The organism is Thermostichus sp. MS-CIW-34 (assembly GCF_054060435.1).
Map to the genome: position 1 here is coordinate 1 of NZ_JBSSDE010000026.1, position 16,307 is coordinate 16,307.

The 16,307-nt window shown below is 60.6% G+C and carries 14 protein-coding genes and 1 pseudogene; 5 read left to right on the forward strand and 10 right to left on the reverse strand.

The annotated features are described in order from the left end of the window. Positions 1-53: 53 nt before the first annotated feature. The 10 genes from ACVWYY_RS09715 to hisB all read right to left on the reverse strand — a co-directional run bounded on the left by ACVWYY_RS09715 (position 54) and on the right by hisB (position 10,967). Positions 54-521 (reverse strand): SOS response-associated peptidase, encoded by a 468-nt coding sequence (locus ACVWYY_RS09715; RefSeq protein WP_457402302.1) that lies wholly within the window; start codon positions 519-521, stop codon positions 54-56. Between the two features lie 47 nt (positions 522-568). After that, positions 569-4,030, reverse strand: a complete 3,462-nt coding sequence (gene treS / locus ACVWYY_RS09720; protein WP_457402459.1) for a maltose alpha-D-glucosyltransferase — start codon at positions 4,028-4,030, stop codon at positions 569-571. Positions 4,031-4,152: 122 nt separating this feature from the next. Further along, positions 4,153-5,463 (reverse strand): DNA double-strand break repair nuclease NurA, encoded by a 1,311-nt coding sequence (locus ACVWYY_RS09725; RefSeq protein ID WP_457402300.1) that lies wholly within the window; start codon positions 5,461-5,463, stop codon positions 4,153-4,155. Positions 5,464-5,473: 10 nt separating this feature from the next. Next, positions 5,474-6,379: a 6-carboxytetrahydropterin synthase gene (locus tag ACVWYY_RS09730; RefSeq protein ID WP_011432318.1), complete on the reverse strand. Its 906-nt coding sequence runs from the start codon at positions 6,377-6,379 to the stop codon at positions 5,474-5,476. A 177-nt stretch (positions 6,380-6,556) separates the two neighbouring features. After that, positions 6,557-7,591 carry an NAD(P)/FAD-dependent oxidoreductase gene (locus tag ACVWYY_RS09735; RefSeq protein ID WP_457440411.1) on the reverse strand — a complete coding sequence of 345 codons (1,035 nt, stop codon included), beginning with the start codon at positions 7,589-7,591 and terminating at the stop codon, positions 6,557-6,559. A gap of 100 nt (positions 7,592-7,691) precedes the next feature. Continuing rightward, positions 7,692-7,844 carry a photosystem II protein Y gene (locus tag ACVWYY_RS09740; protein ID WP_414330801.1) on the reverse strand — a complete coding sequence of 51 codons (153 nt, stop codon included), beginning with the start codon at positions 7,842-7,844 and terminating at the stop codon, positions 7,692-7,694. 347 nt (positions 7,845-8,191) lie between these two features. Continuing rightward, on the reverse strand, positions 8,192-9,115 hold the full coding sequence (locus ACVWYY_RS09745) for an ABC transporter permease (RefSeq protein ID WP_414330799.1): 924 nt from the start codon (positions 9,113-9,115) through the stop codon (positions 8,192-8,194). A 36-nt stretch (positions 9,116-9,151) separates the two neighbouring features. Continuing rightward, positions 9,152-9,835 carry a hypothetical protein gene (locus ACVWYY_RS09750; protein WP_457402296.1) on the reverse strand — a complete coding sequence of 228 codons (684 nt, stop codon included), beginning with the start codon at positions 9,833-9,835 and terminating at the stop codon, positions 9,152-9,154. Between the two features lie 139 nt (positions 9,836-9,974). Next, a complete protein-coding gene (locus tag ACVWYY_RS09755) occupies positions 9,975-10,211 on the reverse strand; it encodes an alpha/beta hydrolase (protein WP_457402457.1) in 237 nt (78 codons plus the stop codon). 135 nt (positions 10,212-10,346) lie between these two features. Next, on the reverse strand, positions 10,347-10,967 hold the full coding sequence (gene hisB / locus ACVWYY_RS09760) for an imidazoleglycerol-phosphate dehydratase HisB (RefSeq protein WP_011432314.1): 621 nt from the start codon (positions 10,965-10,967) through the stop codon (positions 10,347-10,349). Between the two features lie 311 nt (positions 10,968-11,278). On the opposite strand from hisB, the gene ACVWYY_RS09765 reads away from it, so the two are divergent. The 5 genes and pseudogenes from ACVWYY_RS09765 to ACVWYY_RS09785 all read left to right on the forward strand — a co-directional run. Further along, on the forward strand, positions 11,279-12,694 hold the full coding sequence (locus tag ACVWYY_RS09765) for a RecQ family ATP-dependent DNA helicase (protein ID WP_457402294.1): 1,416 nt from the start codon (positions 11,279-11,281) through the stop codon (positions 12,692-12,694). A gap of 106 nt (positions 12,695-12,800) precedes the next feature. Then, entirely contained in the window at positions 12,801-14,648 is a 1,848-nt protein-coding gene (locus ACVWYY_RS09770) for a glycoside hydrolase family 3 N-terminal domain-containing protein (RefSeq protein WP_457402293.1), read from the forward strand. 263 nt (positions 14,649-14,911) lie between these two features. Further along, positions 14,912-15,241 (forward strand): c-type cytochrome, encoded by a 330-nt coding sequence (locus tag ACVWYY_RS09775; RefSeq protein ID WP_049749615.1) that lies wholly within the window; start codon positions 14,912-14,914, stop codon positions 15,239-15,241. Between the two features lie 9 nt (positions 15,242-15,250). Continuing rightward, positions 15,251-15,922, forward strand: coding sequence for a diacylglycerol/polyprenol kinase family protein (locus ACVWYY_RS09780; protein WP_011432309.1), 672 nt, complete (start codon positions 15,251-15,253; stop codon positions 15,920-15,922). Positions 15,923-15,993: 71 nt separating this feature from the next. Next, a pseudogene (locus tag ACVWYY_RS09785) lies at positions 15,994-16,135 on the forward strand (glutamate dehydrogenase); the annotation flags it as partial. Positions 16,136-16,307: the final 172 nt, after the last annotated feature.

Below are 16,307 nucleotides of genomic sequence, written 5' to 3' on the forward strand. Positions count from 1 at the left end.
TCTACTATATCCCTCTCAATGACTTTTGCCAAACCGCCTAAAGCTCAGTAAATTCAGCAAAGTTCAGGGTTTTGGGGGTTAGAGGCATGCTCCACCCCCTCTGGACTGCGCCAGCGTTCCCAAATGCCGGCAAAGGCAAATACCGGTCGATCCACCAGGTGAAACCAGTAGGGTTGTCTGCCCTTCTTGGCCGTACCTGAGTCGGCCCACTCGTAGAAACCATCGGCCGAGATCAAGCAGCGACGACGGCGGAAAGCTTCGCGGAAAGAAGGCTTCTCAGCTACTGTCTCAGCTCGGGCATTGATCCAGCCGGCCTGAGGAGCTCGGCTCCAGCTGGGGATCAAGCCCCAGCGAAAATGGGTTGCCTCGCGCTGAAGGGATCCCGCCACCACCGCCAGCACCGGCTGAGAAGGAGCGATGTTATACCGGGGGACAGCTGCCCTTTCTTGGGCTGCCACCGGCAAGCCGAAATGCTGCATCAGCACTTCTGGCGCCACTCCCAGGCTAAACCGTCCACACATGCTTGTCCCCCAGTCGCTCACCCCAAATGGCCTGCCGACAGGATCCCCTAAACCTTGGTGGAAATGCCCAGCAACTGCAGGATCCCGCGCAGGGGAATCTCCACCCACTCGGGGCGGTGGTTCAACTCATAGCCCAGCTCGTAAATGGCTTTTTCCAGCAGATAGGCGTCCAACAACACCTCTATCTCTTGCAGGCTGCGGGGCAAAAAAGCCGCTTGGGAAGCCACCTGCAGATATTCGGCCAAAAAGCCCGCGCAGACCCAGCGGTGCCAAAACTGGGCCCACCGCATCATGTCGGGGCAGTGGTCGGCGCAGACCAAGCCGCTCTCCAGTTGCTGGCGCAAAGCTGTGTGGACAGCATAGTGGAAGGATCGCAACATCCCCGCCACATCCCGTAAGGGGCAACGCTTGAGACGCCGTTCGCCCAAAGAGCGGGCCGGCTCCCCTTCAAAGTCGATGATGACAAAGTCTTTGCCGGTAAACAGCACCTGGCCCAGGTGATAATCCCCGTGGCAGCGGGTACGCAGGGCAGTGATCTTCCGCTCCAGGATCAGGCGGAAGCGGCTCATGATTTCCCCTTCTTGGTCGCAAACAGCCCGAGCCAAGTTGGCCTCTGCTTCCGGCAGCTTGGGGAGCTGCTTATAAGGACTCCGTCCCGCTGACGCGAACAGCAGCGGAAACACCTGCCCCACCAAGTTGCGCATGGACTGGTAAACGGAGCGCTGGTACAGGCTGGAGAAAGGCTCTGGGGCAAAGTCTTTGTTCTCCGTAAAGGACTCCGTCCCGCTGACGCGAGCGGCAGCCAGGGCGATGTGCAGCTCGGCGGTGCGCTTGGCCAAGATCCGCACCGATTCTAGGTAGCTGCCGATGGTGGCGTAGGCCAGCTCCGGCAAGGGCTGTTGGGAAAGCTCCAAGAAGGATCCCTGCGGCACGGGCACGGGATCCACCTCTGGGTAGTGAACCAGCACCGCCTCAAAAAATTGCCCCAGGCTGTCCAGGGTGTAGTGCCAGGCATCTCCCTCGTTGGGGATGTACTCCTGCAAAATGGCCAGGGTAATGGGCTGATCGGCGGGATCAAACCCACGGGCCCCGCGACGACGGCGATACTCCAGGGATCCCAGCAGCCGTGGCACGCGCACCTGGGGATGGTGCTCCAGCAGGTAGCGGCCTATCTCCAGCTCTGGGTTTACCCCCTCGGCCACCCGGTGGTAGAGCTTGAGGAGGTAGTGGTTGCCATAGACAACGGAGGTGTAGCTCTGCTCCGCCTTGAGGAGGCGGGGTTCCAGGTCATGCTCAAGGGCAGCAAAGCTAGTGGCCCAGAGCTCTCCCTGACGGTGACGCAGGCGGCCCTGCTGGGCAATTAGCTGCAGCAGCCGCAGCAAGAAGCTTTTGTCAGCCAGAGCGTTGAAAATTACTCCCGCCGGCCCTCCGGCCACTTGCACAGGGAGGATGACCGCCTGGGGCATCTCTAGGCGCAGGTGTACGGCTGCTTCTTGGGTGGCATAGCCCACAGGGAGAGAGTAGAGCTGCGTATCGCCCTCGATAAACTCGGCCTGGAGAAGCAAGATCTGGCTGCCCAGCAAGGACTCCTCTTCTCGGCGGCAGGGGATAGCCTGCAGGATATGGATCGCCTGGAGCTGGCGGTTTTGGGAGCCAAACCAACGACAGCGGTAGAGGTAGTCCACCAAGACTGCCTCCAGCTGCTTTTGGCTTTCCCCTTGCAAGAGACTGTCCCAACTACCACTTTGAACAACCAGAGGACTACCACTTTGAACAACCAGAGGGACCAGGCGTTCCTGCTCCTCCGCTTTGCTGGGGCTGAGGTGGATGGTCTCCGTTTTGGGCTCAAGGGAAAACCAGTAAAAGGAATGGGGGCCTAGCGTTAGGAAATAGGGCAGTCGCCCAATAGGGGGAAACTCGGTGTGGCCAAAGATCTCCACCGGGATCAATCCTTCCCACGGCGATAGATCCAGCCCCACCCACTGGGCGTAGCGGGAGAGGTTGGCCACCACCAAGATGCGCTCATCGCCAAAGGCCCGCATAAAGGCAAGCACCTTGCGATTTTCCGGGTGGAGCAGCTCAAAGGAGCCGCGGCCAAAAGCTTGGAATCGCTTGCGCACGGCGATGAGCCGCTTCATGGTCCACCACAGGGAATGGGGGTTGTTTCGCTGCGCCTCCACATTGACAGCTTCGTAGTGGTACTCGGCGTCGATGACGATGGGCAGGTAGAGCTTCTGAGGGTTGGTCCGCGAAAAGCCGGCGTTGCGGTCGGCGCTCCACTGCATGGGGGTGCGCACGCTGTTGCGATCCCCCAGGTAGATGTTGTCCCCCATGCCGATCTCGTCCCCGTAGTAGATGACCGGCGTGCCGGGCAGAGAAAACAGCAGGCTGTTCATCAGCTCGATGCGGCGGCGGCTGTTGCCCAGCAGGGGGGCCAAGCGGCGGCGGATCCCCAGGTTCACCCGCGCGTTGGGATCCTTGGCGTACACCTGGTACATGTAGTCCCGCTCCTCGTCAGTGACCATCTCCAGGGTGAGCTCGTCGTGGTTGCGCAGGAAGAGGGCCCACTGGCAGGTTTCAGGAATGGGAGGGGTTTGTTGCAGGATGTCAATGATGGGGAAGCGATCCTCCATCTGGATGGCCATAAACAGCCGTGGCATGAGGGGAAAGTGGAACTCCATGTGGCACTCGTCCCCATCGCCGAAGTAGGCCACAGCATCTTCTGGCCACTGGTTGGCCTCCGCCAGCAGCATGCGGCCAGGATACCTTTGGTCAATGTGTCGGCGCAGAACCTTGAGAAAGGCATGGGTCTCCGGTAGGCTCTCGCAGGTGGTGCCCTCCCGCTCGTAGAGATAAGGCACCGCGTCCAGCCGCATGCCATCTACCCCCAAGCTCAGCCAAAAGTCCACCACCTCGAACATGGCTTTTTGTACGGCGGGGTTGTCGTAGTTGAGATCTGGCTGGTGGGAGTAAAAGCGGTGCCAGTAGTAGGCCTTGGCCGCTGAATCCCAGGTCCAGTTGGAGGCTTCAAAGTCTTGAAAGATAATGCGGGCCTCTTTGTACTTTTCGGGGGTATCGCTCCAAACGTAAAAGTCCCGCTCGGGGGTGCCGGGGGCAGCTCGTCTGGCCCGCTGAAACCAGGGGTGCTGATCCGAAGTGTGGTTGAGGATGAGCTCAATGATGACGCGGATCCCCCGCTTATGGGCAGCCTCCAGAAAGATCTTGAAGTCTTCTAGGGTGCCCAAGTCAGGGTGAACACTGGTAAAGTCAGAAACGTCGTAGCCGTCATCTTTTAAAGGCGAGGGGAAAAACGGCAGCAGCCAGACGGCTGTAATCCCCAGTTCTTGCAAGTAGTCCAGCTTTTCGGTCAGGCCCTGGAAGTCGCCCACGCCATCGCCGTCGCTGTCGAAAAAGGCCCGTGCCGGCAGCTCGTAGATGATTGCATCTTTGTACCAAAGGGGGTCGTGGGTGAGGGGGGAGATGAGGCTGCGCAGAGGGGCTCGGATCATCATGTCGGTCATGTCGGCAACAGAGACAGGATTGGGACACCTTGGCAACCCTAGCCGTTGAATGGGGATCCCCTCAATAGGCTACAGCCTTCTCTTGGGTGCCAGGGATCCCCGGCGTCGGTTCAGGCAATGCCACTCCGCTTCTGGGCTTCCTTGCGGGAGACGGCCACGTGGCGCAGGCCGGCCCGGAGCAGCTCCTGCTCGATCAAGGCAAAAAACCGCTGCCGATCCCCGCTTCTCACCACCGCCAAATGATGGGCTTCCGCCAAGGCGATGGGGTAGCCAAAGCCCTTGTGCACTTGGCTCAGCACCCCTGCCAGAGCCCGCTGCAGCAACTCCGCATCCTGGACCACCCAAGCGGGAAACTCCAGGCGAGCAATTTCGGCTTGGCCCAGGGATCCCTCGCCAACATTGAGGTAACAACAGTGGACGTGGTGTTCCCCGAAGGCGTCCAACACGCTGGCGCCGCTGCGCCAAAGGGGGCTGCGCTCTCCCGGCTGCAGCAGGGATCCCCAAAAGACGCGGTCTGCCAGGGGGGCGAAGGGATGGCAGGGAGGAGACTTCTCGCCGGGACAGTAGCGGTAGCAGTCACAGCCCAGGTACGGGCACAGCCCCAAGCGCAGGTAGTTGAGGGTTTCGCTGCTGCGGGAGGCGCTGATGTAGCCCACGAGAGGAATGCGGGCCGCCCGCAACTGCTCCAAGGTCGCCAGAATGGGATCCAACCAGGGGCGCCGGGCCGACTGGGGCAGAGGCTCCAGTCCCCAAGGGATTAGGGATCCATCCAGGAGCGCCAGCGTGGTGCGGCGACGGGGCACCGACAGGGCCAAACGAGCCAGCTCCTCCAGTTCCGCTTGGGAGCGTCGTAAGGCCAGTATCTCTTCCAGCCCCAACGAGGACTCCGTGCCGCTGGTAGGATTGCGTTCACCTGGGGTGCGCCGTGGGCGAGAGTCTCGCCGGTTAAGGGGGGCGCTCGGCAACCCTTCTGCCCTCCGCTCCGGGGAAGAGGAGTCTGAGTGCCGGGCAAAGGATTCATCTCCATACAGCAGCAGGGGCTGGCTGTCCAGGAGCGGCCACTCCTGGGTGCCGTAGTGGAGAACCACGCGCCCAACATTGATCAGCGAGCAGTAGGCAATCTCGTGGTGACTGGGCAAAATCTGGGATCCATCCGTGGCCACCACCGTGTGTCGCCCCTGCAGAGGCTCGACCTTGGGCAGGGATCCCCAAGCTTCCGGCAGCTCGGCAGGGCTGGCGCAAACAAACGACAGATGGGATCCCCACTCCACCCAGCGGGACTGCCAAACCTGCGGCTCCTGCTGCCAGCGCTCGAAAACTTGCCAGGCTTGGCGGAGGCGTTCTTGGCTGGCTTTCGACTCCTGTTGCAGGTGCCGGGTGAACGCAGGAATTTGCCCGCTCAGCTTAACCAGATCCAACATGATGGCCGCATCAGCCCTGCATGGCAATACGGCTGCCAGAAGCGGAAGAAGCCACATCTTGTCCTTCTGAGGAGTTGAGCAGCTCTTCCAGCGGAAACTCCCCATAGACCTCGCTGCTGTTGTTGGGACTCTCCTGCAGGCGAACCCGATGCAACTGCACCCCCAGCTCCCGCAGGGGCAGAGTCAGCAGCCGCTGGATGTAGAGGGCGATGTTTTCGGCAGTAGGCACCACCTGGGCAAAGTAGGGAATGTCTTTGTTCAAAAAGGTGTGATCCAGCGGCTTCACCACCTGCTCCTCGATCAGCCGCTGCAGGGCCGCCAAGTCCACGATCATCCCCGTGCGCGGGTCGATGGATCCCTTGACGGTGATCTCCAGGCCGTAGTTGTGGCCGTGGCCGTGGGGACGGGCACAGAGGCCGTAGATGGCGCTGTTTTCTTCAAAACTCAGGTGATCCAGAGCCAAGCGGTGGGCGGCGCTGAAATGGGTGGCAACAGTCAAGTAGGCTTGCATGGCTTCTCCTCGGTATTCGGCCCAAAGCTCAGGATCTTCGTACAGACGGACGCTGGTTAGGGGCAAGGCATCGGCCAGGCGTTGCCAAATCACGTAAGCGATAAACTCGGTAGTGGGCAAGGTTTGGGCAAACTCCGGCCAAGCTTGATTTAGATAAGCAAAGTTGAGATCTTGAATCACCCGCTGCCGGATCACCTGCTTCACCTCCGAGAGGTTGAGCACCATCCCATAGTCATCCACCTCACCACTCATGCCCACCTCCAGCACGTAGTTGTGGCCGTGGCCGGGAAAACGGGCATTGGGGCCAAAGCGGGCTAAGTTCTCGGCTTCTGAGAGTTCGGGCAACCAGTACCGATGGCTGGCGGCAAATTGCGCACGGCGGTAGATTGTACAGATTCTGGACATGAGTGGAGAGGAGAGCATCTGCCGGGGGATCCACCCTTTAGCTTGACACACTCCCCGGCCCAGAGGGTGGAAATTCTCAGCGGCCCTCAGCCTACCCTCCCAGTGGTCTTGCCGTCATCTCTGTCCTGCGCCAGGTCAGGCACTTGCCCTGCCGACCGGGTCGGCCTGTGCATACCCTCATTTCCCAGAAAGCATTTCGAGCAAGGTTTTGGCGGCATTGTGTCCTGAGAGCCAAGCCCCCTCTACGCGCCCTCCGGCGCACCAATCGCCGGCACAAACCAAAGGCAATCCCTCAGCAGCGGAAACCGGCACACGGGTGCTTAAGCTGGCCAATCCCGTGGTTTCCAAAGGCAAAGCGTAGCGCCAACGGTGCACCTGCATCCATTGTGGCGAAGCCAGCCAGGGATCCAGCCGTTGGGCTGCGTGGGCCAGCAATTCTCGACCGGCCTTTTCCAGCTCAGAGGGGCCGGCCTCCAAGTACAGAGATGACCACTCCGCCCCCCCATGCAAGACCACCACAGGCGGGAGCGGCTGCAGGCGCTTGCTGCTGTCCAGTCCCAGCCAGGCCAACATCGGATCCTCCAAGCACTTGATCCCCTTCCAAGGCGGCGTATGCTCAGAGTAGCCCGCCAAAACCGCAAGGCAGGGTTGATACTGGGCGGATTCCAGCAGAGGCAACAGGTTTTCAGCCGAAGGGATCCCTTCCCGGAGCAGGGGCAGCAACTGGGGGGCCGGAATTGTCGCCACCAGGGCAGCAGCCTCGTAGCATTGGCCGTTCTCCGCCCTCAATTGCCAGCTTGTTGCCAAAGGTTTGAGACTGACCACACGAGTTTGGGTGTGTACCGACAGCGGGGCAGCCAAGTGTTTGGCCAGCATTGTCATGCCCTGGGGGCAAGCGTAGCGTGGTTTCTCGTCGTTGGGATCCTCTGGGCGCAGCCCTTCTCGATCCAGCACATGCAGCGAGCGCGTCCATTCCGCCAGCAGCCCCAGGCCCAGCAGCTCCTTCACCCAGCGATAAAAGCCATCCGAATCGGCAGTCAGGTATTGAGCCCCATGATCCACCGGCACCGTTTGCCCAGCATGTTCAACTCGACGGGTGGCCATGCGCCCGCCCAAGCCTGCCGATTTTTCCAGCACCAGAACCTGGAGCCCTGCCCGCAGCAGTTGCCTTGCACACACCAAGCCGGCCACTCCGGCCCCAATAATAATCACATCAGCGGATTTTGGGCTTGTCCCCTCGGAGGGCGTTACCGCTGCCTGGGTTGCTTCGCCTAGCATACTGAGCCTGCCAGCTGTGACCGGATCCGCACGTTCAGCTCCCGCCTCTGCCGAAGGGGTTGTTGCCCCTCTCTCCGAAGAGCTTGGCTTCTCCCTTGATGGCAGCCTTGATGATGTTGTAGGCAGCCCAGGCAACCACCAAAACAATGGGCGACAGAACGATCAGCGGACGGAGATCAATGTCCATGGTTTTCATCCCCCCCTAACATAGATTGATTTACCGACTGCTTGGAACAAGAGCCTCCAGGGTTGGCCACCGCCAGAATCCCGATGGGGTGAAACCGTTTTCGACTCTGGATCCCGCATAAGCTGAGGTGCAACTCTGGAAAGATGGCTAAGTCCAGAATAAACCCAAATGGGGATCCCTACCGGCTAGACTTTGCCCCATCTGGGCTGCCAAGGCGGGAGCCAACAGGCCCACACTGAGAATCGCGTCCAGAACTAGCGCACCCACCAGGGATGTGCAATCGACCCCGATCACCTGACTAACTGCTGCCCAAGCCCGCAACTTGGATCTTAATTCTGGGCTCTTTCTCAGTTGCTGTAGATTTTGCCCAAGGCAGCCGGCGGACGAGTGCGGCGGGCGCGGCCCTGCATTCCCGATAGAACCCCCATCGTCAACACAAAGGGCAACGCCTGGATCAACACGGGTGGCATCACATCTCCCCCTTGCAGTTGAATGGCCAGGGCGTCGGTGGCCCCAAACAACAGCGTCGCGCCCAGGATCCCGAAGGGGTGCCACTTGCCAAAGATCATCGCTGCCAAGGCGATAAGGCCCTTTCCTGCTGACATGTTGCGGACAAACTGGTTCAAAAAGCCAATGGAAAGGTAGGCCCCCGCCAGGCCCCCCAACAGGCCGGAGAGCAGCACCGCCGCGTAGCGCATACCCAGGACATCCACCCCCATGGTGGCAGCAGCCTGAGGATGCTCTCCCACCGCTCGCAGCCGCAAGCCCCAGGGTGTTTTGAACAGCAACCACCAGGAGATTGGCACCAACAGAAAGGCCAGATACACCAAGGGGCTAAACCCATGCCACAGCGGCAGCCGATTGACAATTTCTTGAGAGTTGGTGGTGTTGCCGTAGAACGATTGCAGCACCAGCGAAGGCACGCTCATGGCCAACAGGTTGATGGCAGTGCCGCTGACAATTTGATCGGCTCTGTAGCGGATGCACATCAGCGCATGCACAAAGGCAATGGCCACCCCCCCTAAGGCGCCGGCCAACAAACCCACCCAAGGGATCCAACCCACCTGAGCTGCTGGAGTCTGGGCCAGAAGGGAAGCTTCCAGGCGTTGGGTGGTTACCGCCGCCGCCAAAGCCCCAAACAAGATGATCCCCTCCAGGGCAATATTGACCACGCCGCTGCGTTCGGAGTACATGCCCCCCAAGGCCGTGAGCAACAGAGGGGTAGTGGAGCGCAGGGTAGCCGGGATCAAAGCCCAAAACAGAGTTGCCATATTGCTCCGCAGCGCCAGCGCAAACGAGATCTCCGCTCAGAGGTACTCAAGTTGAGCGTTCATCGCAGTCCATTTCCACCTGGGCTGCCTGCAAGGGATCCGTGAAATAGCCGGGCAACAGGCCGCCTGCAGCAATGAAAAGGTGTAGGTGATCAAGTCCAGTTTGGTGCTCAGCTTTACAAAAAAAGGCGAATCGGGCGAGGAGCCCAGGCCGGGCCGCAGCAACCCCACCACCACCGCCCCTGCTGCCACCGCCGCCCCCAAGGCACTCAGGGGTACGATGATCTGCCGCTGCCGCACCAAAAAAGCTTTTCCTCCCGGCAACTGCAGCCGCCCCAGCAGCAACAGCAGCAGGGCATAGGCAAAGCTGGCATAGCCAGCCAAAGAAGGGCTGAACCGCCGCAACGGCAACCGAGCCGGCGGGATCCCCTCCGCCAGGGCCGCCCCATTCACCGCCCCCACTGCCCCATAAAACCAGAGCAAGCCCAGCCCAAATAGAACCAGACCGACCACTCCCAAGCTGTACAGCCAGCGGGCCCGCACTTGCCGCTCCTTGATCCCCAGAGCCAGACATGACAACAGCGCCAACAGCACCCAGGCCCAGCTCAACCCTGGGATCCAACCCACCGCCAAAGTCTCCGGGATTCCCAACTGCTGCGGGTCGATGAGGCCAAAGGTTCCCGCCAGCACCCCTGCTCCGCCGAACTCCCGCCTCAGCATCCACTCAGCATCCACTAAGGGCAGAGCAAAAACAGCAAAACGGCGCTCAGATTGGTCAGCAACAGCAGCATGGGCAGAGATTCAGCAAAACCAAAGGGAATAATCCGAAAAGATAGCAGCCAGCCCTCTTCTCAGCTCCTCAGCTCAAGACACTTCTCACGGGAAAGTGTTCCGCACCTCTGCTGCGGACAAGGCCAGTTGGATCTGTTCTGGCCTCAGGTCTCGAATCAAAGTGGTGCGCAGAGGTGCTGGGATCAAAATCGCGTGTGAGCAAATCTGCCAAAGCTGCCTGCTGCTCTGGCGTAAGCCGCCGCAGATAAAAATCCAACTGCCGGCTCACCGTGCCATTGTGAGCAAACTGGGCCAGATCCTCCACGGGCAAGGAGAACTCAATCAAACAAAGGCGGCAGAAACACCCCCAAGCGCTCTGCACCCCCCATCTGGCCCAGACCGAAGAAAACTGTCCCCAATCCCAGAGCCAAGGCCAACAGTCTCCGTGGCCAGTTCATGCCTAGAGTACTCCCTTCGAACTGGGGATCCCTTCTTGTCGGCGGGGATCCCGTTCTACAGCCATGCGCAGGGCACGGGCAAACGCCTTAAAACTGGCCTCGACAATGTGGTGGGCGTTGAGACCGGCAGCTTGGCGAATGTGCAAGGTAAGCTGGGCGTGGTTGACCACCGCCTGATAAAACTCCCGCACCAACTGGGTTTCGTAGCGGCCAATGCGCTCTGTGGGCAGCTCCAGGCCATAGCTGAGGTGAGGGCGACCCGAAAAATCCAGCACCACCTGCACCAGGGCTTCATCCAAAGGCGCCCAAAAATGGCCGAAGCGATGAATGCCCCGCCGATCCTGCAAAGCCTGCGCCAGAGCCTGTCCCAGCGTGATGCCCACATCTTCGTTGGTGTGGTGATCGTCGATGTGCAGATCCCCTATGGCCTTGATCTGCAAATCGATCAACCCGTGGGTGCTGAGCTGGGCCAGCATGTGATCCAAAAAGGGGATCCCAGTATCGATCTCATGGCGCCCGCTGCCATCCAGGTTCAGATGAATTTGGACATCCGTTTCTCCAGTGCGACGGTGAACAGAGGCCGTTCTGGGCTGGAGCAGGCGCGAGGAGTCGAGGGCAGTCATGGGAAAAGTATCGAAGCAGGCGGGAAGTCCCAGCTCTAGGATCGCACAAGCCCGCCGCCATCGACACCTTCACCCATGCAGCAGGTGAGAATCCCTTCTCTGCCGGGGATCCTGATCCCAGCCCCCTGGACACGGGGATAGGTGTGACAGGGATCCCCTACAGGCAAGCCGGTGGGGCCGATCCTCTGCGCCCTCACCCCTTGGGAGAGGGGAGCTAGCAGGTTCAGCGGGATTTGAAATAGCCTATAAGACAGCTTCTCCCGAAATCGCTGTAGATTGCTGAAGGAAATTGTTGAAAAGGGGGTTGCCGTTTGCAAGATTGGCAGCAGATTCAGCGCGCCCTCAAGCAACACTGGGGTTACGAGAGGCTGCGCCCACCCCAGGATCAGGTGATCCGCGCTCTGCTGGACAAGCGCGACGCGCTGGTGGTGTTGCCGACGGGGTTTGGCAAATCCCTGTGCTTTCAGCTAGTAGCCCTGCTGCAAACAGGGGTGACGCTGGTGGTCTCGCCCCTGATCGCCCTGATGGAAGACCAAGTTCAGGATCTCTGGAAACGCAAGCTGCCGGCAGCCTGTCTCCACAGCGAACTGGATCCAGCCCTGCGCAAGCGGGTGTTGAAGGCCCTTGAGGAAAACCGACTGCGCCTGCTCTATCTGGGGCCGGAGACCCTATTCAGCCCCCCCGTTTGGCAACGGCTGCAACAGCCTCAGGTGCACATCAACGGCCTGATCGTGGATGAGGCCCATACGTTGGTGCATTGGGGGGGATCCTTCCGGCCCGACTACCGCCGTCTGGGATTGCTGCGCCCGGCTCTGGCCCCGGTGAAGCCCTCTTTTCCCATCGCCGCTTTTACCGCCACGGCTGACCCCCAAACCTGCAGCCGCCTCAGCCAAATCCTGGGGCTGCGGGATCCGGAGCACATTCGCGCCGATCCCCTGCGGGCCAATATCTCCCTCAATGTCGCGATAGCCTGGAGCCCGGCGGATCGCCGTCGTCGTCTGCTGCGATTCCTGGGCGAGAATCCCGGGTCGGGTCTGGTCTATGTGCGCACCCGACGGGATGGGGAAGAGCTGGCCGAGTGGCTGGGCCGACAGAACTTGAAAACCGCCACCTATCACGGGGGGCTGGAAGCGCGATCCCGCCGCCGGCTAGAACGATCCTGGCTGCAGGGGGAACTGCGCTTTCTGGTCTGCACCAACGCCTTTGGCATGGGGATCAACAAGCCGGACGTGCGTTGGGTGCTGCACTTTCATCCCCCGCCCACCTTGATGGATTATTTGCAAGAGGTGGGACGAGGCGGTCGGGATGGTGGCCCTTGCCGGGCCCTGATGCTGGTCTCGGAGCCGACGGGCCTGCTGGATCCCAGCGATCGCCGGCGCCAAGCCTATTTCTATTCCCAGCAGGAGCGCCTTCAGGCCCGAGCACGCCACCTGCTGCAAACCTTGCCTCAGCAGGGATCCTACGCCGACCTGCCGCCTGGAGAGGCACGGGTGGCCTTGGGTCTGCTGCAGGAGATGGGCTGTTTGCGGTGGCCGGATCCCTTTCACTTTCAGGTGTTGCACCGCCGTTGGCAGCCTTTAAGACGAGAGGATCCCTGGCAAGGGATGGAAGCCCTCATCCACGCCCGCGGCTGTCGGTGGCAGGCGATCTTGCCCTATTTTGGCTACCCTGGGGAGCAGCCCGGCCTGCCCTGTGGCACCTGTGACCGTTGTCGGCTTTCTCGTTAGCCCTCAACAGCCCGCTGCGAGCCGCAACCGGCAGGAGTGGTTATCATGATCTGCGTTTTCTGCAAAGGGAGCAGTTCCCCTTGCTGACGAACTTTCGGCTGTGCCTATGAGTGTTTCCGGATCTCCGCTTGAGGAACTGGATCGACCCTTATCCCTAGCTCGGCAGGTGGCGCAACTGTTGGTGGTGCCGGTCTCGGCCCGTCTGGGATCCCAGTCTCCTCCCCGAGAGATCCTCAAACGGCTTATCCAGGAGGTGGGGATCGGGGGCATCTGGCTCACGGATGGCCACGTGGCCGAGGCCCTGCTGCTGATCGAGGAGGCCCAGTCTTGGGCGGCTCTGCCCCTTTTGGTGGCAGCCGAGGTCGGGCGGGGGCTGGCCCTGCAGGGGGCGACCCCTTTCCCCCATCCTCTAGGGTTGAGCCGCCTGGGGGCGGAAGCCGAGCGCTGGGCCGAGCAGTGGGGGCGGATCACGGCGCGGGAGGCGGCGGCCATCGGCATCAATTGGTTGCTCAGCCCGGTGGCAGAGCCGCTGGGGGAAGGGGCGCTGGCGGAGGATCCCCTGTCTGCTTTGCAACTGGCGCGAGCTTTTGTGCGCGGATGTGAGCAAGCCACCCCGGGCAGCACAGGCGGGATCCTAACCACAGCCAGCTCTTTTCCGGGCAAAGGCTGGAGGGATCCGGTTCAGGCCGGACTGAAGCCATCCCCAAAGACAACAGACACCCCCTGGTGCCCCCGATTAACCCTGACCCTAGCCCAGCTCCAAGAGGGACCTTGGCTGCCTTTTCGAGGTTTGGTGGAGCAGGTGGGGGCGATCTTGGTTTCCCACGTGGTGCTGCCGGAGTGGGATGAGCGCTGGCCTATCACCCTGCTGCCGGGGCGGCTGACCCAACTGCTGCGCCAGGAATGGGGGTTTGGTGGGCTTATCGTCGTGGATAGCCTCGATCAAGGCTGCTTGGCAGAGCTGGCCAATGCTAACGGGCCCAACTCATTGGCCGTGCGGGCTTTCCAGGCCGGTGCCGATCTGATTCTGGCCCCCCCCGATCCAACGGCATCCTTGGCAGCCGTTTTGGAAGCGGTGCAACAGGGATCCCTCAGCACAGACCAGCTTGCCCAGTCGGTGACGCGGGTGCTGCGGGCCAAACAGCGACTCCTACCTGCCGCCTCAGCTCTCCTCAAACAGGTGTGGCCGGCCTTGGCGGAAACGGATTTCAGCACCGTTGGCGGATGGATGGGAGCCAAGGATCCCACAGATCCAGCCCTCAACCGTGGCTCTCCAGCCGAGCAACTGAAGCCTTTGCTGTTGGGGGATCCCATCTCCAAGGACAAGGACTCCGTTCCGCGGACGCGAACGGCGTTGGGAAAGTTGTTCAACAGGCGCTCCCACCTGACCTCTGCTCTGCACAGAGCCGCACAGCTAGGATCCCTCTTGGCCGAGAAGGATATCGCCCCCTGTCAAGCGGCTATGGCCCGCGGTGGCGTGGAAGGAGGCCGGCCCCTCAGCCCGCCCGCAGAGCCCGGATGGTTGAACTGGATCTGGCAGGATCCCCCCTTGGGTGCTGCCGATGTGCAGTTGCAGTCTCCCGCCCTCCATGTTCCGGCTGCCCTGGGCATGCTTCCTGTGCTCAGCGATGCCCTTACCCCCCTGCCTTGGTTGGAAGCCGCTCTAGACAACGCCCCAGGGTTGATTTTCCAAGGTTTCCTTGGGAATCCCTTGCCCAACTATGTGCTGGATTGGCTGCAACAGCATCGGGAGCGGGTGGCAGCCGTCGTCATTTATGGTAATTTATCTCTCTACCGCCGCCTGCAGGCGCACTTTCCATGGGCCAATGCCATCCACAGCCTCAACCGGGATCCCTGGGCCCAAGCGGAGGTGATGGGGCGGCTCTTTCCCAACCGTTCCCCCTCAGAGGGATCAAAGTCTCACGTGGCCCAGCCAACCATTAAGAAAAAGTAAATACCTTTACAGATTATTGGCAGGGAAAGGCTCCTGAGTTATCGTGTTGGTTGAAATGTAAAAGATTGAAACGGTTTCTCTCAGCGTTGTCTGTGCCTCCCTCCCTCTCAGACACTCCTCAATCCTGCAGCAGCCAGTCGTCAACTGGCAGTTGGGTTGAGTTTGAGCAAAAGCGACTTCAACCTCCATCCCAACGACGTTTACAACCCTTCCTCAAATCCTTGCAGCAGTTCTTTACAAGTGTCTGGTCTCAGAAAACTCGGCTGGGTCTTGCCCTCCTCGGCCTAGGGCTGGCGATATTGACCTGGGCTTGGCTAAGTGCTGAGGCTCGTCTGGATCCCTACACGGAAGCCGTCCTCAGCTTACAGGGGCAGGTTAGCCATGGTGCATCCTTGTTTGCCCTCAACTGTGCAGCCTGCCACGGAGAAGAAGCGGATGGGCGAGTGGGGCCCAGTCTGCGGGGGGTGAGCAGCCGCCGCTCGGATCGGTTTATTATTCAGCAGGTGACCGGTGGCAAAACGCCTCCCATGCCCCAGTTCCAGCCGGATCCCCAGGAGATGGCGGATTTGCTCAGCTACTTGAAAACCCTCTGAGGCCGTTTCATGGGCCTGGCCCAGCAGCTTGCTTGCTATGCTCTCTGGCTGGCCGCCGTATTTGCTTTTGCGGAATGGCTGCGCTCCCGGCAGGTGGACGGGGAATGGGTGCGCAAGGCCATTCACATTGGTGTGGGCAATATCATTTTGTTGGCTTGGGCTTTGCAAGTGCCTCGCTGGCTAGGGGTGGGATTCTCTCTGGTGTTTGCCGGCTTGGCGCTGCTCTCCTACCGGGTGGCCATCTTGCCCAGCTTGAATGGAGTCGGTCGCCGCAGCTTTGGCACCTGTTTCTACGCCGTCAGCATTGGCCTGCTGCTGTTTTGGTTTTGGCGTCCCCAGCGACAGGTCTTCGCGGTGATCGGCATATTGGTGATGACGTGGGCCGACGCCTTGGCAGGGTTGGTGGGCAAAACTTGGGGCAAACACCCCTACCAACTGGGATCCATTCAAAAAAGCTGGGAGGGATCCCTGACCATGTGGGCGGTGAGCAGCTTGGTGATTGCAGCTCTGCTGCTGGGGTACTTTGGCTTCTCCCCCCCTTTGCTGGCCATCAGCCTCTTGGTGGGGGGGATAACCATGGGGTTGGAGGTGTTCTCTTGGTGGGGGTTGGATAACCTGACCGTGCCCCTGGCCAGTGCCGGCCTCTGTTTTGTTCTGCTGCAGATCCTCAACTATTTGTAACGCTTGCTACGGAACGTTCCTCTCCGGTTCCCGGCGGTATAGTGTGGAAACAGCCCTTGCTTCTCTTCGCCATGGCTGCAAGTCCTGCGCTGGCCTCTTCTGCCCCTCCCTCTCCCGCCCATATCTGTCCCCTTGCCCAGGCCTGCAGCTACCTAGATTGGGCAGCTGGCGAGCTGAAACTGGATCCCGGCTGGGTGGCGATCCTCAGCTAGAAATTGCAGGAGCCCCACACTGTACCCGTAGGGTCGGTGTCGGGAGGAATGCTATAATAATACTGCGGACACCAGAAACGGTTGTTTAAGGCACTGGTAACGGTCGATTGGGGGTGCTGTAAACCACCCCAGAGGCTCGTGGTTGGCTTGCTAACTGCAGGGCTACTAAAAGC

What these genes read in the sequence shown, in the direction of transcription:
- ACVWYY_RS09715 (WP_457402302.1), bottom strand. Translation starts at nt 521, where the DNA reads ATGTGTGGACGGTTTAGCCTGGGAGTGGCGCCAGAAGTGCTGATGCAG.
- treS (WP_457402459.1), bottom strand. Translation starts at nt 4,030, where the DNA reads ATGATCCGAGCCCCTCTGCGCAGCCTCATCTCCCCCCTCACCCACGAC.
- ACVWYY_RS09725 (WP_457402300.1), bottom strand. Translation starts at nt 5,463, where the DNA reads ATGTTGGATCTGGTTAAGCTGAGCGGGCAAATTCCTGCGTTCACCCGG.
- ACVWYY_RS09730 (WP_011432318.1), bottom strand. Translation starts at nt 6,379, where the DNA reads ATGTCCAGAATCTGTACAATCTACCGCCGTGCGCAATTTGCCGCCAGC.
- ACVWYY_RS09740 (WP_414330801.1), bottom strand. Translation starts at nt 7,844, where the DNA reads ATGGACATTGATCTCCGTCCGCTGATCGTTCTGTCGCCCATTGTTTTG.
- ACVWYY_RS09745 (WP_414330799.1), bottom strand. Translation starts at nt 9,115, where the DNA reads ATGGCAACTCTGTTTTGGGCTTTGATCCCGGCTACCCTGCGCTCCACT.
- ACVWYY_RS09750 (WP_457402296.1), bottom strand. Translation starts at nt 9,835, where the DNA reads ATGCTGAGGCGGGAGTTCGGCGGAGCAGGGGTGCTGGCGGGAACCTTT.
- hisB (WP_011432314.1), bottom strand. Translation starts at nt 10,967, where the DNA reads ATGACTGCCCTCGACTCCTCGCGCCTGCTCCAGCCCAGAACGGCCTCT.
- ACVWYY_RS09770 (WP_457402293.1), top strand. Translation starts at nt 12,801, where the DNA reads ATGAGTGTTTCCGGATCTCCGCTTGAGGAACTGGATCGACCCTTATCC.
- ACVWYY_RS09780 (WP_011432309.1), top strand. Translation starts at nt 15,251, where the DNA reads ATGGGCCTGGCCCAGCAGCTTGCTTGCTATGCTCTCTGGCTGGCCGCC.